The organism is Desulfotomaculum defluvii, assembly GCF_054657375.1.
The window spans coordinates 562,593-576,657 of sequence record NZ_BAAHYV010000007.1 but is presented as its reverse complement, the minus strand read 5'-3'; the positions used below and the strand labels follow the sequence as shown (position 1 = coordinate 576,657).

The window sequence follows — 14,065 nt, the reverse complement described above, 5'->3', positions numbered from 1 at the left end:
ACGGGGTGATATATTTGTCCCTAAAAAGACGTTGGTATACCTTGTTAAATAAACAAGAATACAAATCCCTGGTCTGGGTAGGGCTGGCTGTATGCTTTGTGTTGGGAATGATTATCCAACCAAAAATCGTCTATGAGGGTTCAGTGAATGGTCTAAAAGCATGGTGGAATATAGTTTTCCCCTCCCTACTTCCTTTTTTTATTGCTTCTGAGATACTAATGAAGCTAGGTCTTGTTCGTTTCATGGGGGTACTCCTGGAACCCATTATGCGACCTCTTTTCAACGTGCCAGGTACTGGTGCCTTTGTCATGGTTATTGGTTTTACTAGCGGTTATCCTATAGGTAGTATGGTCACTGCCAAATTACGTCAGCAGGGACTCTGCACTAGAATAGAAGCAGAACGATTAATGAGCTTTACAAACAACTCCAGTCCTCTTTTTATGCTTACTGCCGTGTCAGTTGGTATGTTTGGGCGCCCTGAATTAGGTATGGTAATTGCCGGATCACATTATCTAGCAAACTTAATTTTAGGGCTATTTCTTCGCTTTTATGGCCCCAATGAGAGTAGATTGAATCAAAACTATCTTTCACATTGGAACATTAAACATGCCATTAAAGCTTTCCTTCATGAGGCATCTGAAGGGCGTCCACCTCTAGGTCAACTTCTAGGAGAAGCAGTTAGTTCCTCTGTCCATAAATTGTTAAACATTGGCGGGTTTATTATATTATTCGCTGTTATTATTAGGTTATTGGATTATGTGGGAGTTATTAGACTTCTAGCATCTGCTTTGGGGTTAATATTAGTCCCACTGGGCATGTCTCCTGAAATATTACAGTCTCTGGCCAGCGGCCTATTTGAAATGACTATTGGTACAAAACTAGCATCAGAAGCCAATGCCACTGAAATACAAAGGCTTATGGCCGTAGCAATGATTTTGGGCTGGAGCGGACTTTCCATTCACGCCCAAGTGGCATCTATGATTGCCAAGACTGATATTAGAATGGGAATTTTTATACTCACAAGGGTAGCCCATGCTTCTCTGGCAACCTTTTTCACTTGGTTACTTTATCAACCTCCTGGAGTATCTAGTTCCTTTGCTATACCAGTACTGCAGCCAATTTATCAACACCTCTCCTACTCTCCTTTTTTTATTGTGACCAGCTTACTTTTAATCATGCTTTCTTCCATTGTTTTTTTAATCATAGCCGGCATATTCTTGAATATAATGTTAGTCCTATTTAAAAAATTATTCCGTTAGTTACCAAAATAGAGGTTTTATGGACTACTTTGTGGAAAAACTAAAAATAACCTTTAGCTGTTAGCCATTAGCCTTTAGCTTTTTATACCCTAAGAGCTAATGGCTAATAGCTAATAATACTGTCAATTCACATGCAAGGGTGGTGAAGTAAATGGCAGAATTAACCCCATTATTGGCAGTCAATTCTGTGGCCATAATAGGGGCTTCTAAAATGGCCGGCAAAGTCGGCAACGTTTTGGTTAAAAATGTTATTAATAGTGGTTTTACTGGGGAAATATTTCCGATTAACCCTGTTGAACATGAAATTGAAGGTCTGACATGTTATCAAAGGGTTAGTGATGTTCCCAAGCCCATTGACCTAGCCGTTGTTTGTGTTCCGGCATCCAGTTGTCCAGATGTTCTTGAGGAATGTGGAAAAATAGGCATAAAAATTGCTGTAGTAATTTCTTCTTATTTTAGTGAAATAGGACCCGAAGGGCTTAAACTAGAAAAAAGACTTACCTCTATATGTAATAGATACGGTATCCGCATGTTTGGGCCAAACTGCGAAGGGATACTGGACACCCTAATCCCTATCAATGCATCTATTTCACCATCATTTCCTAAACAAGGTGACATTGGTTTCATATCCCAGAGCGGTGCAATCTTACTTTCTATTATGGACTGGTCTAAAACAGTAGGGTTAGGATTTAGTCGTGTTTTTAGTCTCGGTAATAAGGCCGATTTATGTGAAACTGGTTTAATTCATTACTTGGCCGATGATCCGGCAACTAAAGTAATTCTTTGTTATCTTGAAGATGTCCGAAAGGGTGAGGAATTTTTAGAGGCAGCCAGTAAAGCCTCCCAAAAAAAGCCCGTTGTTGTACTAAAGTTTGGAGCCAGCCAGGCAGGATCCCTGGCAGCTTCTTCTCATACAGGAGCTTTGGTGGGTAGTGACTTGGCCTATGAGACAGCCTTTACCCAGGCTGGTATTTTAAGGGCACGTACAATGACAGAATTATTCGATCTTGCAAAGTGTTTTTCCTATCAGCCACTGCCAGGAGGCGATCGGGTAGCCATCATTACTAATGCCGGTGGTCCAGGTATTGTTGCCTCAGATACTGTAGAAAACTCCGGCTTATCTATGGCACGCTTTGAAAAAGAAACCTTAGACGCCCTCAGAGAAAATCTCCCTCTGGAAGCAAATATCTATAACCCCGTTGATATTGTCTTTGATGCTAAGGCAGATCGCTATGGCTTTACCATTGAAACAGTATTAAAGGACCCCAATGTTGACAGTGTATTAATTTTGGTCTGTCCAACTGCGGCAGCAGATCCAGAAAATATAGCCAAAAAAATTATAGACCTACATGATAAATATCCAGATAAACCTATTTTTACTGCCTATATGGGAGGTTTAGCTTTGGCTGAAGGGGTAAAAATGCTATCCCGTGCCAAAATCCCTAATTTTACCTTTCCTGAACCCGCTATTCACAGTATAGCAGGCATGGTTAATTATACATTTCGAGCGGATAAACAAACTGACGGAGAAGAAATAACCTATAGTGATATTGACTCTAACCAAGTAAAGGCTATTTTTTATGATGTAATTAGAGATCGGAGAAGTGTGCTCCTTGGCAGTGAGGCTGCAGCTGTGGCAATGGCCTATGGCATCTCTGCAGTACCTGTTAAATTAGCAACCACACCGGAGGAGGCTGTAGCAGTAGCTGAAGCAATGGGTTATCCGGTGGTACTAAAGGTGGCTTCACCAAAGATTTTACACAAATCCGATGTCGGAGGCGTAAGAGCAAGTTTAAATAATGCCACAGAAGTTCGCAATGCTTATATTGATATTATCGAAAATGTACAGCGTTATTTACCAAGTGTTATTCCCTACGGCATCGAGGTTAGTAAAATGATGCCAAAGGGGACAGAACTTATCGTTGGCATGACACGAGATGTACAGTTTGGTCCATTAATTGCCTTTGGACTTGGAGGAATTTACGTAAATCTCTTAAAGGATGTCTCCTTTAGGTTAGCAAAGGGAATAACCTTTGCTGAAATAACTGCTATGATCGCTGAAACAAAAGCTTCCACCTTATTGAGAGGATTTCGGGGTGACAAACCAGCAGATATGATGAGTCTCATCGATATGGTGGCTAGGGCAGCGAAATTAATTTTAGATTTCGAGGAAATCAGCGAATTGGAAATAAACCCACTTTTTTCTTACACTGACGGATATGCGGCATTAGATATTAAAATCACCATTGAGTTGTAACTTTATTTATTAATCACCAGGAGGTGTTACCTGTGAAAAGCCTCTATATTATGGGTTCTGCAGGCAGTGGTAAGACTGCTTTGGCAGTGGGACTAGCATTAAAATTTAAACAAGAAGGTTTGAATGTAGCCTATTTTAAACCGGTAGGATGTTCTACTTCAACCGCTAAAGTAGATCAAGACGCCGTCTTGATGAAAGAATTATTAAACATGTCTGCACCCCTTGAGGTTATCTCACCAACAATAGCCAGCCCACTTTATCTCTCCCGGGGTAATCGGTCCGCAGAAATGTTACCCCTAATAAAGGAAGCCTTTGTTAAGGTATCTGAGAACGCAGACATGGTTATCATTGATAGTGCTATTTTCCCCTTCGTTCTAGGTAGCATTGGTCTAGACTCACCCTCCTTGGCAGTTGAATTGAATGCATCAGTGTTGTACTTAACCAACGCCAAGAATGATTACAGTCTGGATGAATCTGTATTCTATAATAAATATATTAAAGATAGGGGAGTCAATTTTTTAGGGAATATATTTACCCATGTCCCAAGACCCATATATGCTAAGATTGAAGGTGTTTATAAACCTTTACTAGCTGAATCGGGCCTCCCTACCCTAGGTATTATTCCAAAACAAAGGGAACTATCTTCTCCCTCAGTGGCACAGGTACATGAATTATTAGGTGGGGAGTTGTTAACAGGGGAAGATAATCTTGATCTCTTAACTGAGGATATTATAGTTGGGGCTATGACTATTGAAAGTGCCCTAGGCCACTTGCGTAGAGGAAACAATAAGATCTTCCTTATAGGTGGTGATCGGGCGGATATGGCATTGGCAGCTTTGGAAACAAGTACTTCAGTCATCATTCTAACTGGAGGTCTCTATCCAGACGTGAAGGTGATTAACCGTGCAATGGAAAAAGGTGTGCCTGTATTGTTGGTCCACTACGATACCTATAGTGCCATTGAACGCTTAAGTGAATTGGCTGGCCGAATTACTCCAAATAATCAAAACTGCATTCGTAAGGCCATTGAAAATGTAGAACGATACTGCGATTGGCAAAGAATCTTACAAGAGTGCAAATAAAAAGGATGGCCATTGCCATCCTTTTTTAACCATCAACCATCAGCCTTCAGCTTGGGTAGTGATTTGATTATTTTGCCCCTGGGTCATGGCCTTGGTTTTGAGCCGTGGGACTTTGTTGGGTTGTGCTTTACCAAAAGCAACTAAGTGTAGATCGAGATAGCCCTATAGGGTACAAACCAATTGCTGACTAAGTCAACAGCTAAAGAGCTGACGGCTATAATTACTTCCTCAGCTCTTCTCTCCCCTGCTGAATCTCTTCAATCATCTTACTGAGCTTACTCTCTAAAGATTCAAGAATTTCATCTGCATATCCTCTGGCACCATGACGAATTTGGGCCGCTACTTCTTCAGCTTTTTTGATTGTTTCTTCACCTAATAATTCCGCTTTTTTTACAATTTCATGGTCTTCTGCCTTTTGTTCAATTTCCCTAGAAACATCTTCCAGCATCCGCTGGGCTTCTTTTTTAGACTCAGACAGCACCTTGTCCCTTTCCTTTACAAGCCATTTTGCCTGGCGAACTTCTTCAGGAAGCGAGGTGCGGATTCGATCAAGGTAGTCTAAAACTTTATTTTCATCTACCATGACACGTCTAGTCATCGGCACCTTGGGGCTCTCCTCAATGAGTTCCTCCAGCTCATTCAGGATATTAAAGAGCTCCACAGTTATCCCTCCTCGGTTAATTACCATAGCCATACTTTTCTTTAATTTTTTGAGCAACTAGCTCCGGAACCATACCATCTAAGCAACCTCTAAAAGAAGCAACTTCCTTTACAGTTGTAGAACTAACGAAAGAGTATTCGGCCTTGGTCATAAGATAAATTGTTTCTATATTTGGTTCCAATTTTTTATTGGTTAAAGCAAAAACAAATTCATTCTCAAAATCAGTTATGGCCCTTAGCCCTCGTACAATAGCAACAGCATTTTGATTGAGAGCATATTGTACAGTAAGCCCATCAAAGGTATCGACCGTAACATTAGGACATTTCTCTAATAAAGTTTTCAATATCTCTACCCGCTCTTCTACCGAAAAAAGCGTTCTTGATTTTTGATTGTTTTTGGCCACTGCAACAATAAGGTGATCAAAAAGCCCTCTGGATCGCTCAACAATATCAAGATGACCATTAGTAACAGGATCAAAGCTGCCGGGGTAAATCCCTATACGCATTGATTTTCCTCCTCAAAGCCTATAGAATGACAAGGTTGTGTCTCCATACCTCTCCCGCCTAAATACCTTTAAACCCCCTACCAATTCCGGCGGCAGGTCTGTCCTATTACTCTCCACTATTAATATACCATCATGTGTTAGTAGATTATATTCTAGAACTTTTTGCATAGTAGGTATTTCAAAGCCTTTTTTATAGGGAGGGTCAATAAAAATCAAATTAAAGGTCTCTTTTTTTCTACCAAGCACTTGGATAGCCTGATTTACATCAGTTGCCATTACCTCTGCTTTTTCAAATACATTACACAATCTCAGATTTTCCAGAATAATTTTGGCCGTATTTCGGTCCCTTTCTACCAAAGTAACCTTTTCCGCACCCCGGCTCAATGCTTCAATACCAATTGCCCCTGTACCACTAAACAAATCTAATAAACGACTGCCCGGCACTTGATACGATAGTATATTAAAGAGAGCCTCCCTTACTCTGTCAGATGTAGGCCGTGTAGACATTCCCTTTGGACTTTTAAGATTACGTCCTCTGGCCGTTCCAGCTATAATGCGCAATACTGAGATTTCCTCCTAAGTTGATCTATGCTACATCTTAACTTTCCCTATTATAACACACCATATAAAAAAAATCGATTTTTTTACATTTGAGACAAGTTTTGCATAAATTTGACCTAGGGAGAACAGGATATGATTTAGTCGTTAGCCATTAGCTCTTAGCCTTTAACCCTTAGGAACATTTGGTTTATTACCCTTCGGGGAGATAATTGTTCAAAACCTTCTTCAAAGGCTATCCTAAAAGCTAATGGCTAATAACTATAAAGGAGGTTGTTATGGATACTCATTTTATTAAAAACAACAATATTAGTCTAGACCTGGCGGTGGAAGCTCGGGAAATAGTCCGAGGTCAGACGGGGCAGGAAATTCCTGGTTGTATTATGGAGAAAGAGACTTATAACAATGCTACGGTAACAATTGTTCGTGTGGTAGAAAAATATGCAGAGGAAATTATGGGAAAACCCCAGGGAAACTACATTACCATTGATGCTCCCTCAATTCGTGATAACAGTAAACAAGCCCATCAAGATATTGCAGAAATCTTGGCTAAGCAGTTATCAGCATTGTTTAACTTGCCGGAACATGCCAATGTATTAGTTGTGGGTCTTGGTAATTGGAACGCCACTCCTGATGCCCTTGGCCCAAAGGTAGTGGGTATGACTCTTGTAACCAGACATATGTATAACTATGCTCCGGAAGAAATCCGAGGTGGCATGCGTTCTGTCAGTGCCCTTTCTCCCGGGGTATTAGGACTTACAGGCATAGAAACTGCTGAAATCATCAAGGGTGTTGTGGAACGGGTCAAACCAGAACTGGTTATCGCTGTGGATGCCTTGGCTTCTCGATCCGTGGAGAGGATAGGAACCACCATTCAATTAGCCGATACCGGTATCGCACCGGGTTCCGGTGTAGGGAACAAACGTACCGGTTTAAACAAAGAAACCCTGGGTGTCCCAGTTATTGCCATTGGCGTACCCACAGTGGTTCCAGCTGCCATTATCGCTGGAGAAACACTGGATCGCTTAGTGGAACAAGTCAAAGATAAGCCAGAGTTACAGGGAATTTACCAAAATATGAATTCCGAAACCTTTCAACCAATTGTCAATGCTATTTTACAGCCCTATACATCAGGTCAGTTAATGGTAACTCCCAAAGAAATTGACTCCCTTATAGAAACCACTGCCAGAGTTATTGCCGGTGGTATTTCCCTTGCTCTCCACCCAGCCATCAGTGTGGAAGAGTATAGCCAGTATTTGCATTAAAATGGCTAATAGCTATTCCCCTGGATTAAACTCAGCATAATTACCATGATCGGTTTTAGTTAAATCATCCGCTCCAGTGGTTGGTTGAGTTAAACCAATCTTATTGCTTTCATCAATATGACCAATTTCTTGCCCTACTTCGAATCGGGTTGAATCATTGGCCCTTTGCTTTAGCAGAGAATCCTTGTCATTTTTATTTACTAACATGATCATCACCTCTGCTATTATTATTTGGCCAAGCTCCTGCATCATACTTAGAAAAACCTAATAAAGGCGTGGTAACATTAACCACGCCTAACTTACATCACCGTATTTTACAAAACCAGGAAATCGCCTGGCAAATTGTTTGAAAAGCTGTTTATAAATAGGGGACTTCAAATCTGAATTAATCTTCAATAATGCTTCCGCTTCCTTTTTCGCCTGCTCAATTTCTTGTCCATCCCTAATTAAGTTAGCAATTTTAAATTCGGGCAAACCGGATTGCCGGGTGCCAAAAAATTCACCGGGGCCCCGGAGTTTTAAATCCTCTTCTGCCAAATCAAAACCATCCTGTGTACGACACATAGCAGCTATTCTTTCCCTTGCTTCAGGGGTAGATGGATTTCCCACCAAAAGGCAGTAGGATTGATAACTACCCCGTCCAACCCTGCCCCTCAGTTGATGAAGCTGGGCCAATCCAAAACGTTGGGCATCCCAAATAACCATCACTGTGGCATTTGGTACATCTACCCCTACCTCGATGACAGTGGTGGAAACCAACAGTTCAAGTGTACCCTGACGAAAGTCATTCATAATAGATTCTTTTTCCAGGGCTTTCATTCTACCGTGGAGTAAACCTACAGTAAAGCCTGTAAGGGCTTTCTTTAGCCTTTCATACAGATCAACTGCAGCCTGTGTATCTATTTTTTCCGATTCTTCTACTAAAGGACAAACAACATAGGCCTGCCTACCCTCTAGGATCTGTTGTTTAATAAATCCAACAGCTTTGCCGGCCCGTTCTAAACTAAGGTGGTAGGTTTTTATCCTTTGTCTGCCCGGAGGTAATTCGTCAATAACTGAGACATCAAGATCTCCATATAAGGTTAGGGCCAGTGTACGGGGAATAGGGGTTGCAGTCATAACCAACACGTCAGGTACTACCCCTTTATCCTGTAAGGCAGCACGTTGGCGTACTCCAAATCTATGCTGCTCATCCACTACAATCAGACCTAAATTTTGATAGCTGACACCCTCTGAGATTAGTGCATGGGTACCGATAATCACTTGTATCTTGCCATCAGCCACTGACTGTAAAATTTCTTTTCTACCCCTACGGGTACTTCCAGTAAGTAAGGCTACCTTTAGCCCTAAAGGTTCAAGTAATTTTTGTATGCCTTTAGCATGTTGTTCTGCCAATAGCTCTGTAGGCGCCATTAAGGCACCCTGTAGTCCAGCACCAGCAGCCTTACATAAGGCTAAGGCTGCTATTATTGTTTTTCCTGATCCAACATCCCCTTGCAACAAACGGTTCATGGGGAAAGGACTTGTTAAATCCTCTTGTATCTCCTGCCATACTCGTTTTTGTGCCTCAGTTAATTCAAAGGGTAAACTTTGGGTAAGACGATCAGTTAGTATTTCTTTAGTATACTGGTGATCTTTGGTTTTTTTATGAATACGACCTTTTTGAAGAGACAGTCCTAACTGGAACAGAAAAAGTTCTTCTAAGACAAAGCGACGTCGAGCCCTCTGGCAAGACTCCTGACGTTCTGGAAAATGTATTTCTCTTAGGGCCTCTGGTAGGCAGGGTAAATTATACTTGTCCAGTATAGCATCAGGTAAAAATTCCTCTGCTAATGACCCTACCTGTTCTAGGGTTGTTTTTAGTAGTGAGCGCATAAAGCGCTGATTAAGTTTTTCTGTTAATGGATAAATAGGCACAATCCTACCGCTGTGTAAACCCTCATCTTCACCTACAACTTCATGATCAGTAACCTGAATTTGAGGAATGCTGTATCTTCGTTCAACCTTACCGGTTATGAGAAGCTTCTTACCAGGCGGATATTGTTTTTTGATGTAGGGCTGATTAAACCATACAGCATAAAAGGTTCCAGCCCCCTCCTGTAAAGCTAATTTTGTTATTGTCAGACCCCTTCTAGGCTTGCTTTCTTGGGCCGATATGACCGTACCCCTTACAGTGGCAATATCTCCCTGGGCAAAGGAATGGGCTGGCCTTATAATGCTCCTGTCCTGATATTCCCTGGGAAAATGGTATAGTAAATCCCATATTGTATAAATACCCAACCGTTCCAATTGTATGGCTCTTTGGGGACCGACTCCTTTGGCATACTGTATTGATTGGTATAGATCCAACATAATATCACCATTCCAAAACATATGTTCCATTATAGCATGGGAGCAAATTCCATGGTAGTAAGATTTATTAATTTTCATTTGATTTTAGCTTTATTTATGGTATACTATTTTAGTGAACTATGGCAAGTTATTTTATGTCCTATGGTTATTGTGTCATTAAAGGAGGTGTAACAATGGCCAAGTGCGCAATTTGTGACAAAGGTGTTACCGTTGGCATTAAAGTAAGTCACTCTCATATTCGTACCAAACGGACCTGGAACCCAAACCTGCAACGGGTTAAAGCTATCGTTGATGGTTCCCCTAAGCGTATCATGGTATGCACCCGTTGTCTACGGAGTGGAAAAGTGCAGCGCGCTATCTAGTTGCACCTAATCATACAGATAATTCGAAACGGCCCACACGGCCGTTTTTTATTTTCTAAAAAATTGCGACATAGGGGACGGTTCTCGCTGTCGCATTTTTTGCTGTCGCGCTTGGTATAATTTTAAAAGTTAAAAAGTATCTCCTTTCTTTGTGCATAAAAATAATGCGACAGCGAGAACCGTCCCCGCTGTCGCATTTTGTGTTAGATGGTTTTTAATAAATTTGCCATTTCAATGGCTGTGTTGGCAGCTTCCCAACCTTTGTTGCCAGCCTTGCTGCCAGCTCGTTCAATGGCTTGTTCGATAGTATCTACGGTCAGCACACCAAAGATTATAGGTAAGTTGCTATCGAGGCTAACCTTGGCTATTCCTTTGGACACTTCGGCAGATACATAGTCAAAGTGAGGGGTTGCTCCCCTAATAACAGCACCTAGACAAATAACGCCGTCGTAACGTTTGGCATCAGCCATTTTCTTAGCCACCAAAGGAATTTCGAAGGCACCGGGAACATAGGCAATTTCAACATTTTCATCTTCTACGCCATGACGTTTTAAAGCATCCAGTGCTCCTGTTAGCAACTTATTGGTGATAAAGTCATTGAAACGTCCTACTACTATGCCAAATTTTAAACCTTGTCCTAGCAAATGTCCTTCAAATATTTTCTGCATTGTTTCTCCTCCTGTTACTTTGATTAAATATTTATTATTCATTCACCGTTTTCTTATTATTATCTAGATTTAAAAGATGTCCCAATTTGCACTTCTTAGTACTGAGGTATTTTTCATTGGCTTTTCCTGCAGTAACTTCAATTGGTACACGGTCAACAACCTCTAAACCATAACCTTCTAAGCCTGCAATTTTACGCGGGTTATTGGTTAGGAGTCTTATTTTAGTCAGTCCTAGATCAGCTAATATTTGTGCCCCAATACCATAGTCCCGCAGGTCAGCCGGGAAGCCTAAAGCCAAATTGGCCTCAACTGTATCTGCCCCCATATCCTGTAGCTTGTATGCTCTAATTTTATTCATTAGGCCGATACCCCGACCTTCTTGTCGCATATAAAGGAGCACGCCTACCCCTTCTTGCGCAATGGTCTGCATAGCTTTAGCCAGTTGATCCCCGCAGTCACAACGCACGGAGCCAAAAACATCCCCTGTTAAACACTCCGAGTGAACCCGTACCAGGGGTGCTTCAACGCTGGATAAATCTCCTTTGACCAGAGCAATATGACCCTTACCATCAATCAAACTCTCATAGCCAACTGCCACAAAATCACCATATTTGGTAGGCATTTTAGCAGAATCAACTTTCTGAACAAACTTTTCGTGATGTCTGCGGTATTTGATTAAGTCCGCAATTGTTATTAGTTTTAGGTTATGAGTTTTACAAAACTCGATTAATTCCGGAACCCTGGCCATGGTCCCATCATCTTTCATAATTTCACAAATAACACCTGCTGATTTTAAGCCTGCCAATCTGGCCATATCTACTGCGGCTTCAGTGTGACCAGTCCTTACTAAAACGCCACCTTCCTGAGCCCGCAGTGGAAATATATGCCCTGGCCGACGTAAATCTTCTGGTTTTGTAGTAGGATCTAATACCTTTTTAATGGTTAAGGCACGCTCAACAGCGGAAATACCTGTTGTACATTCCTTTGCATCAACTGATACGGTAAAAGCAGTACCATTAGGATCAGTGTTATTGGATACCATTGCTGGCAGATCCAGTTCATCAAGACGCTGACCATATATGGGCATGCAGATCAAACCACGTCCGTAGGTGGCCATAAAGTTCACGGCCTCTGTTGTGGCTAATTCAGCAGCCATAACCAGGTCACCTTCATTTTCACGATCTTCATCATCAACAACTACAATTATTTTTCCTGCACGAATATCTTCAATAGCCTCTTCAATTGTATTAAATTTGTGTGTCATGACTTCTCCCCCTTATAAAAATCCGTTAGCTGTTAAAAACTCCAAACTGATTTTACTATTTTCAGTTTTATCTTCCTGTGGTCCCTGTAACAAACGTTCAATATATTTACCAATTATATCTGATTCTAAATTTACAGAATTACCGACCTTCTTGCTTCCTAGAACAGTGGCCTGGGCTGTATGGGGTATTAATGATACCTGAAATTTATCCCCCTCAAAATCAACCACTGTAAGACTTGTTCCATCAATGGCCACAGAACCTTTTTTGATGATATACTTCATCACTTGAGGTGGGGCCTGAATGGTAACAATGGTGGCAATGTCGAATTTTTCCTTGCCAACGATGATTCCTACTCCATCCACGTGTCCTGAGACCATATGTCCCCCCAGTCGATCACCAAGCCTTAAAGCCCTTTCCAGATTAACCGGGCTACCAGACCTAAGATCTCTTAGGTTTGTTTTAGACAGTGTCTCCGCCATTACATCAGCGGTAAAGGTACCTTCGCCCATAGTTGTAACGGTCAAACAAACACCATTAACAGCAATGCTGTCCCCAATTCTTGTGTTCTCCAGGACTTTGGAGCCTAAAATATGCAGTCCCGCTGAATTAGGCCCCTTGGAAATGCCTCTAATAGTGCCGATCTCTTCTACAATTCCGGTAAAGATATTTTGTCCCCCCCTTTCGAGGTATAACCCATAATGCAAAAGTCTGTTCCCAATTGTTGAATTGATATATCATGAATTTGAGTGGCATCCTTAAGATTTTTTATTCCCTCGCCCCGCACAGGACCTGGTGCAAGATCACCACCGATAATTTTGGGTGCTATAAACCAAGCAACTTTATCAACAATACCAGCCGCAAAGGCAGAACCACATATTTTTCCTCCACCCTCAATTAACACACTGGATATTTGTTTTTCCCCAAGTATTTCCATTAGTTTGGTCAAATTTACCCCAGGTCCTTCGCCAGGAACCACAATGACCTCAGCTCCAGCAGCCATTAGGCTTGCTCTACGCTCCACCGGGGCCCTCTCACTGGTGGCAATAATGGTGTGGGCCGCAGAATCCTGAGTAAGTACTTGGCTCCCTGTGGGGGTTCGAGCCATGCTATCCACTATAATGCGTATGGGATCTTTACCTCTGCCCTCCGGTAATCTTGCTGTAAGTGATGGGTTATCGGTCAAAACTGTATTAACTCCCACCAGTATGGCATCGTACTGATCCCTTAACCTGTGGCCATATTCTCTGGCTTCATTACTGGTAATCCACTTTGATTCACCATTGGCAGTTGCTATTTTACCATCTAGACTGGTGGCAGCCTTTAACACCACAAAGGGTTTTTTGGTGGTAATATATTTTATAAAAACCTCATTTAATTCCCTTGCTTCTTTTTCCAACACGCCGGCTTTCACTTCTATACCAGCATCTTTCAGTATATTTAGCCCTTGACCTGCTACCAAAGGATTAGGATCCATCATGGCGGCCACTACTCTTTTAACACCTGCTTTTTTTAATGCCTCTGTACAGGGTCCGGTTCTGCCATAATGACAACAAGGTTCCAGAGTAACATATACAGTGGCATCCTTGGCTCTATCCCCGGCATCAACCAACGCAACCACTTCTGCATGAGCCCCACCTGCCTTGGCATGAAAGCCCTTGCCGACCACTTCTCCATCCTTTACCAAAACAGCTCCCACCATAGGGTTAGGACTAGTGCGACCCCTAGCTTTGGCTGCCAGTTCAAGAGCCATCTGCATGTAGAACCTGTCCTGATCCATTTTTTCATCTCCTTAGAAAATCCATTGCATAATGAACATAAATAAAACCCTAGC

At 41.8% G+C, this 14,065-nt stretch carries 14 protein-coding genes; 5 read left to right on the top strand and 9 right to left on the bottom strand.

Annotated features, from left to right (window positions below; genetic code table 11):
• Positions 1-14 precede the first annotated feature (14 nt).
• The 3 genes from ylbJ (at position 15) to ACYQ03_RS09895 (ending at position 4,598) form a co-directional block, all read left to right on the top strand.
• Positions 15-1,259 (top strand): sporulation integral membrane protein YlbJ, encoded by a 1,245-nt coding sequence (gene ylbJ / locus ACYQ03_RS09905; RefSeq protein WP_459909617.1) that lies wholly within the window; start codon positions 15-17, stop codon positions 1,257-1,259.
• Positions 1,260-1,410: 151 nt separating this feature from the next.
• A complete protein-coding gene (locus ACYQ03_RS09900; protein ID WP_459909615.1) occupies positions 1,411-3,516 on the top strand; it encodes an acetate--CoA ligase family protein in 2,106 nt (701 codons plus the stop codon).
• 32 nt (positions 3,517-3,548) lie between these two features.
• The gene (locus ACYQ03_RS09895; protein ID WP_459909613.1) at positions 3,549-4,598 is read left to right on the top strand and encodes a phosphotransacetylase family protein; all 1,050 of its coding nucleotides are present in this window, start codon (positions 3,549-3,551) and stop codon (positions 4,596-4,598) included.
• A gap of 220 nt (positions 4,599-4,818) precedes the next feature.
• Here the strand turns inward: ACYQ03_RS09895 and ACYQ03_RS09890 are convergent, their stop codons facing one another.
• Genes ACYQ03_RS09890 through rsmD form a run of 3 tightly spaced genes read right to left on the bottom strand, consistent with a single transcriptional unit; the run spans position 4,819 to position 6,325 of the window.
• A complete protein-coding gene (locus ACYQ03_RS09890) occupies positions 4,819-5,259 on the bottom strand; it encodes an ATPase (RefSeq protein ID WP_459909611.1) in 441 nt (146 codons plus the stop codon).
• Positions 5,260-5,275: 16 nt separating this feature from the next.
• Positions 5,276-5,764 carry a pantetheine-phosphate adenylyltransferase gene (gene coaD / locus ACYQ03_RS09885; RefSeq protein ID WP_459909609.1) on the bottom strand — a complete coding sequence of 163 codons (489 nt, stop codon included), beginning with the start codon at positions 5,762-5,764 and terminating at the stop codon, positions 5,276-5,278.
• Between the two features lie 12 nt (positions 5,765-5,776).
• Positions 5,777-6,325 (bottom strand): 16S rRNA (guanine(966)-N(2))-methyltransferase RsmD, encoded by a 549-nt coding sequence (rsmD, locus tag ACYQ03_RS09880; protein ID WP_459909607.1) that lies wholly within the window; start codon positions 6,323-6,325, stop codon positions 5,777-5,779.
• A gap of 275 nt (positions 6,326-6,600) precedes the next feature.
• Between rsmD and gpr the strand changes: the two genes are divergently transcribed.
• A complete protein-coding gene (gene gpr, locus ACYQ03_RS09875) occupies positions 6,601-7,587 on the top strand; it encodes a GPR endopeptidase (protein WP_459909606.1) in 987 nt (328 codons plus the stop codon).
• Between the two features lie 12 nt (positions 7,588-7,599).
• Here gpr and ACYQ03_RS09870 read toward each other — a convergent pair whose 3' ends face one another.
• Both ACYQ03_RS09870 and recG read right to left on the bottom strand, forming a co-directional pair.
• A complete protein-coding gene (locus ACYQ03_RS09870; RefSeq protein ID WP_459909604.1) occupies positions 7,600-7,839 on the bottom strand; it encodes a hypothetical protein in 240 nt (79 codons plus the stop codon).
• Between the two features lie 42 nt (positions 7,840-7,881).
• A complete protein-coding gene (gene recG / locus ACYQ03_RS09865; RefSeq protein ID WP_459910791.1) occupies positions 7,882-9,939 on the bottom strand; it encodes an ATP-dependent DNA helicase RecG in 2,058 nt (685 codons plus the stop codon).
• Between the two features lie 173 nt (positions 9,940-10,112).
• Between recG and rpmB the strand changes: the two genes are divergently transcribed.
• Positions 10,113-10,301 carry a 50S ribosomal protein L28 gene (rpmB, locus tag ACYQ03_RS09860; RefSeq protein WP_459909603.1) on the top strand — a complete coding sequence of 63 codons (189 nt, stop codon included), beginning with the start codon at positions 10,113-10,115 and terminating at the stop codon, positions 10,299-10,301.
• Positions 10,302-10,504: 203 nt separating this feature from the next.
• Here rpmB and ribH read toward each other — a convergent pair whose 3' ends face one another.
• From ribH to ribD, 4 genes are read right to left on the bottom strand one after another with little or no spacing between them, the layout of a single operon-like run.
• Entirely contained in the window at positions 10,505-10,969 is a 465-nt protein-coding gene (gene ribH / locus ACYQ03_RS09855) for a 6,7-dimethyl-8-ribityllumazine synthase (protein ID WP_459909601.1), read from the bottom strand.
• Positions 10,970-11,003: 34 nt separating this feature from the next.
• The gene (locus tag ACYQ03_RS09850) at positions 11,004-12,233 is read right to left on the bottom strand and encodes a bifunctional 3,4-dihydroxy-2-butanone-4-phosphate synthase/GTP cyclohydrolase II (RefSeq protein WP_459909599.1); all 1,230 of its coding nucleotides are present in this window, start codon (positions 12,231-12,233) and stop codon (positions 11,004-11,006) included.
• 12 nt (positions 12,234-12,245) lie between these two features.
• Positions 12,246-12,899 (bottom strand): riboflavin synthase, encoded by a 654-nt coding sequence (locus tag ACYQ03_RS09845; protein ID WP_459910790.1) that lies wholly within the window; start codon positions 12,897-12,899, stop codon positions 12,246-12,248.
• On the bottom strand, positions 12,881-14,011 hold the full coding sequence (gene ribD / locus ACYQ03_RS09840; RefSeq protein WP_459909597.1) for a bifunctional diaminohydroxyphosphoribosylaminopyrimidine deaminase/5-amino-6-(5-phosphoribosylamino)uracil reductase RibD: 1,131 nt from the start codon (positions 14,009-14,011) through the stop codon (positions 12,881-12,883). The genes ACYQ03_RS09845 and ribD overlap by 19 nt, the downstream gene beginning before the upstream one ends.
• Positions 14,012-14,065 lie beyond the last annotated feature (54 nt).

What these genes read in the sequence shown, in the direction of transcription:
- recG (WP_459910791.1), bottom strand. Translation starts at nt 9,939, where the DNA reads ATGTTGGATCTATACCAATCAATACAGTATGCCAAAGGAGTCGGTCCC.
- coaD (WP_459909609.1), bottom strand. Translation starts at nt 5,764, where the DNA reads ATGCGTATAGGGATTTACCCCGGCAGCTTTGATCCTGTTACTAATGGT.
- rpmB (WP_459909603.1), top strand. Translation starts at nt 10,113, where the DNA reads ATGGCCAAGTGCGCAATTTGTGACAAAGGTGTTACCGTTGGCATTAAA.
- ACYQ03_RS09850 (WP_459909599.1), bottom strand. Translation starts at nt 12,233, where the DNA reads ATGACACACAAATTTAATACAATTGAAGAGGCTATTGAAGATATTCGT.
- ribD (WP_459909597.1), bottom strand. Translation starts at nt 14,011, where the DNA reads ATGGATCAGGACAGGTTCTACATGCAGATGGCTCTTGAACTGGCAGCC.
- ribH (WP_459909601.1), bottom strand. Translation starts at nt 10,969, where the DNA reads ATGCAGAAAATATTTGAAGGACATTTGCTAGGACAAGGTTTAAAATTT.
- ACYQ03_RS09900 (WP_459909615.1), top strand. Translation starts at nt 1,411, where the DNA reads ATGGCAGAATTAACCCCATTATTGGCAGTCAATTCTGTGGCCATAATA.
- ACYQ03_RS09870 (WP_459909604.1), bottom strand. Translation starts at nt 7,839, where the DNA reads ATGATGCAGGAGCTTGGCCAAATAATAATAGCAGAGGTGATGATCATG.
- gpr (WP_459909606.1), top strand. Translation starts at nt 6,601, where the DNA reads ATGGATACTCATTTTATTAAAAACAACAATATTAGTCTAGACCTGGCG.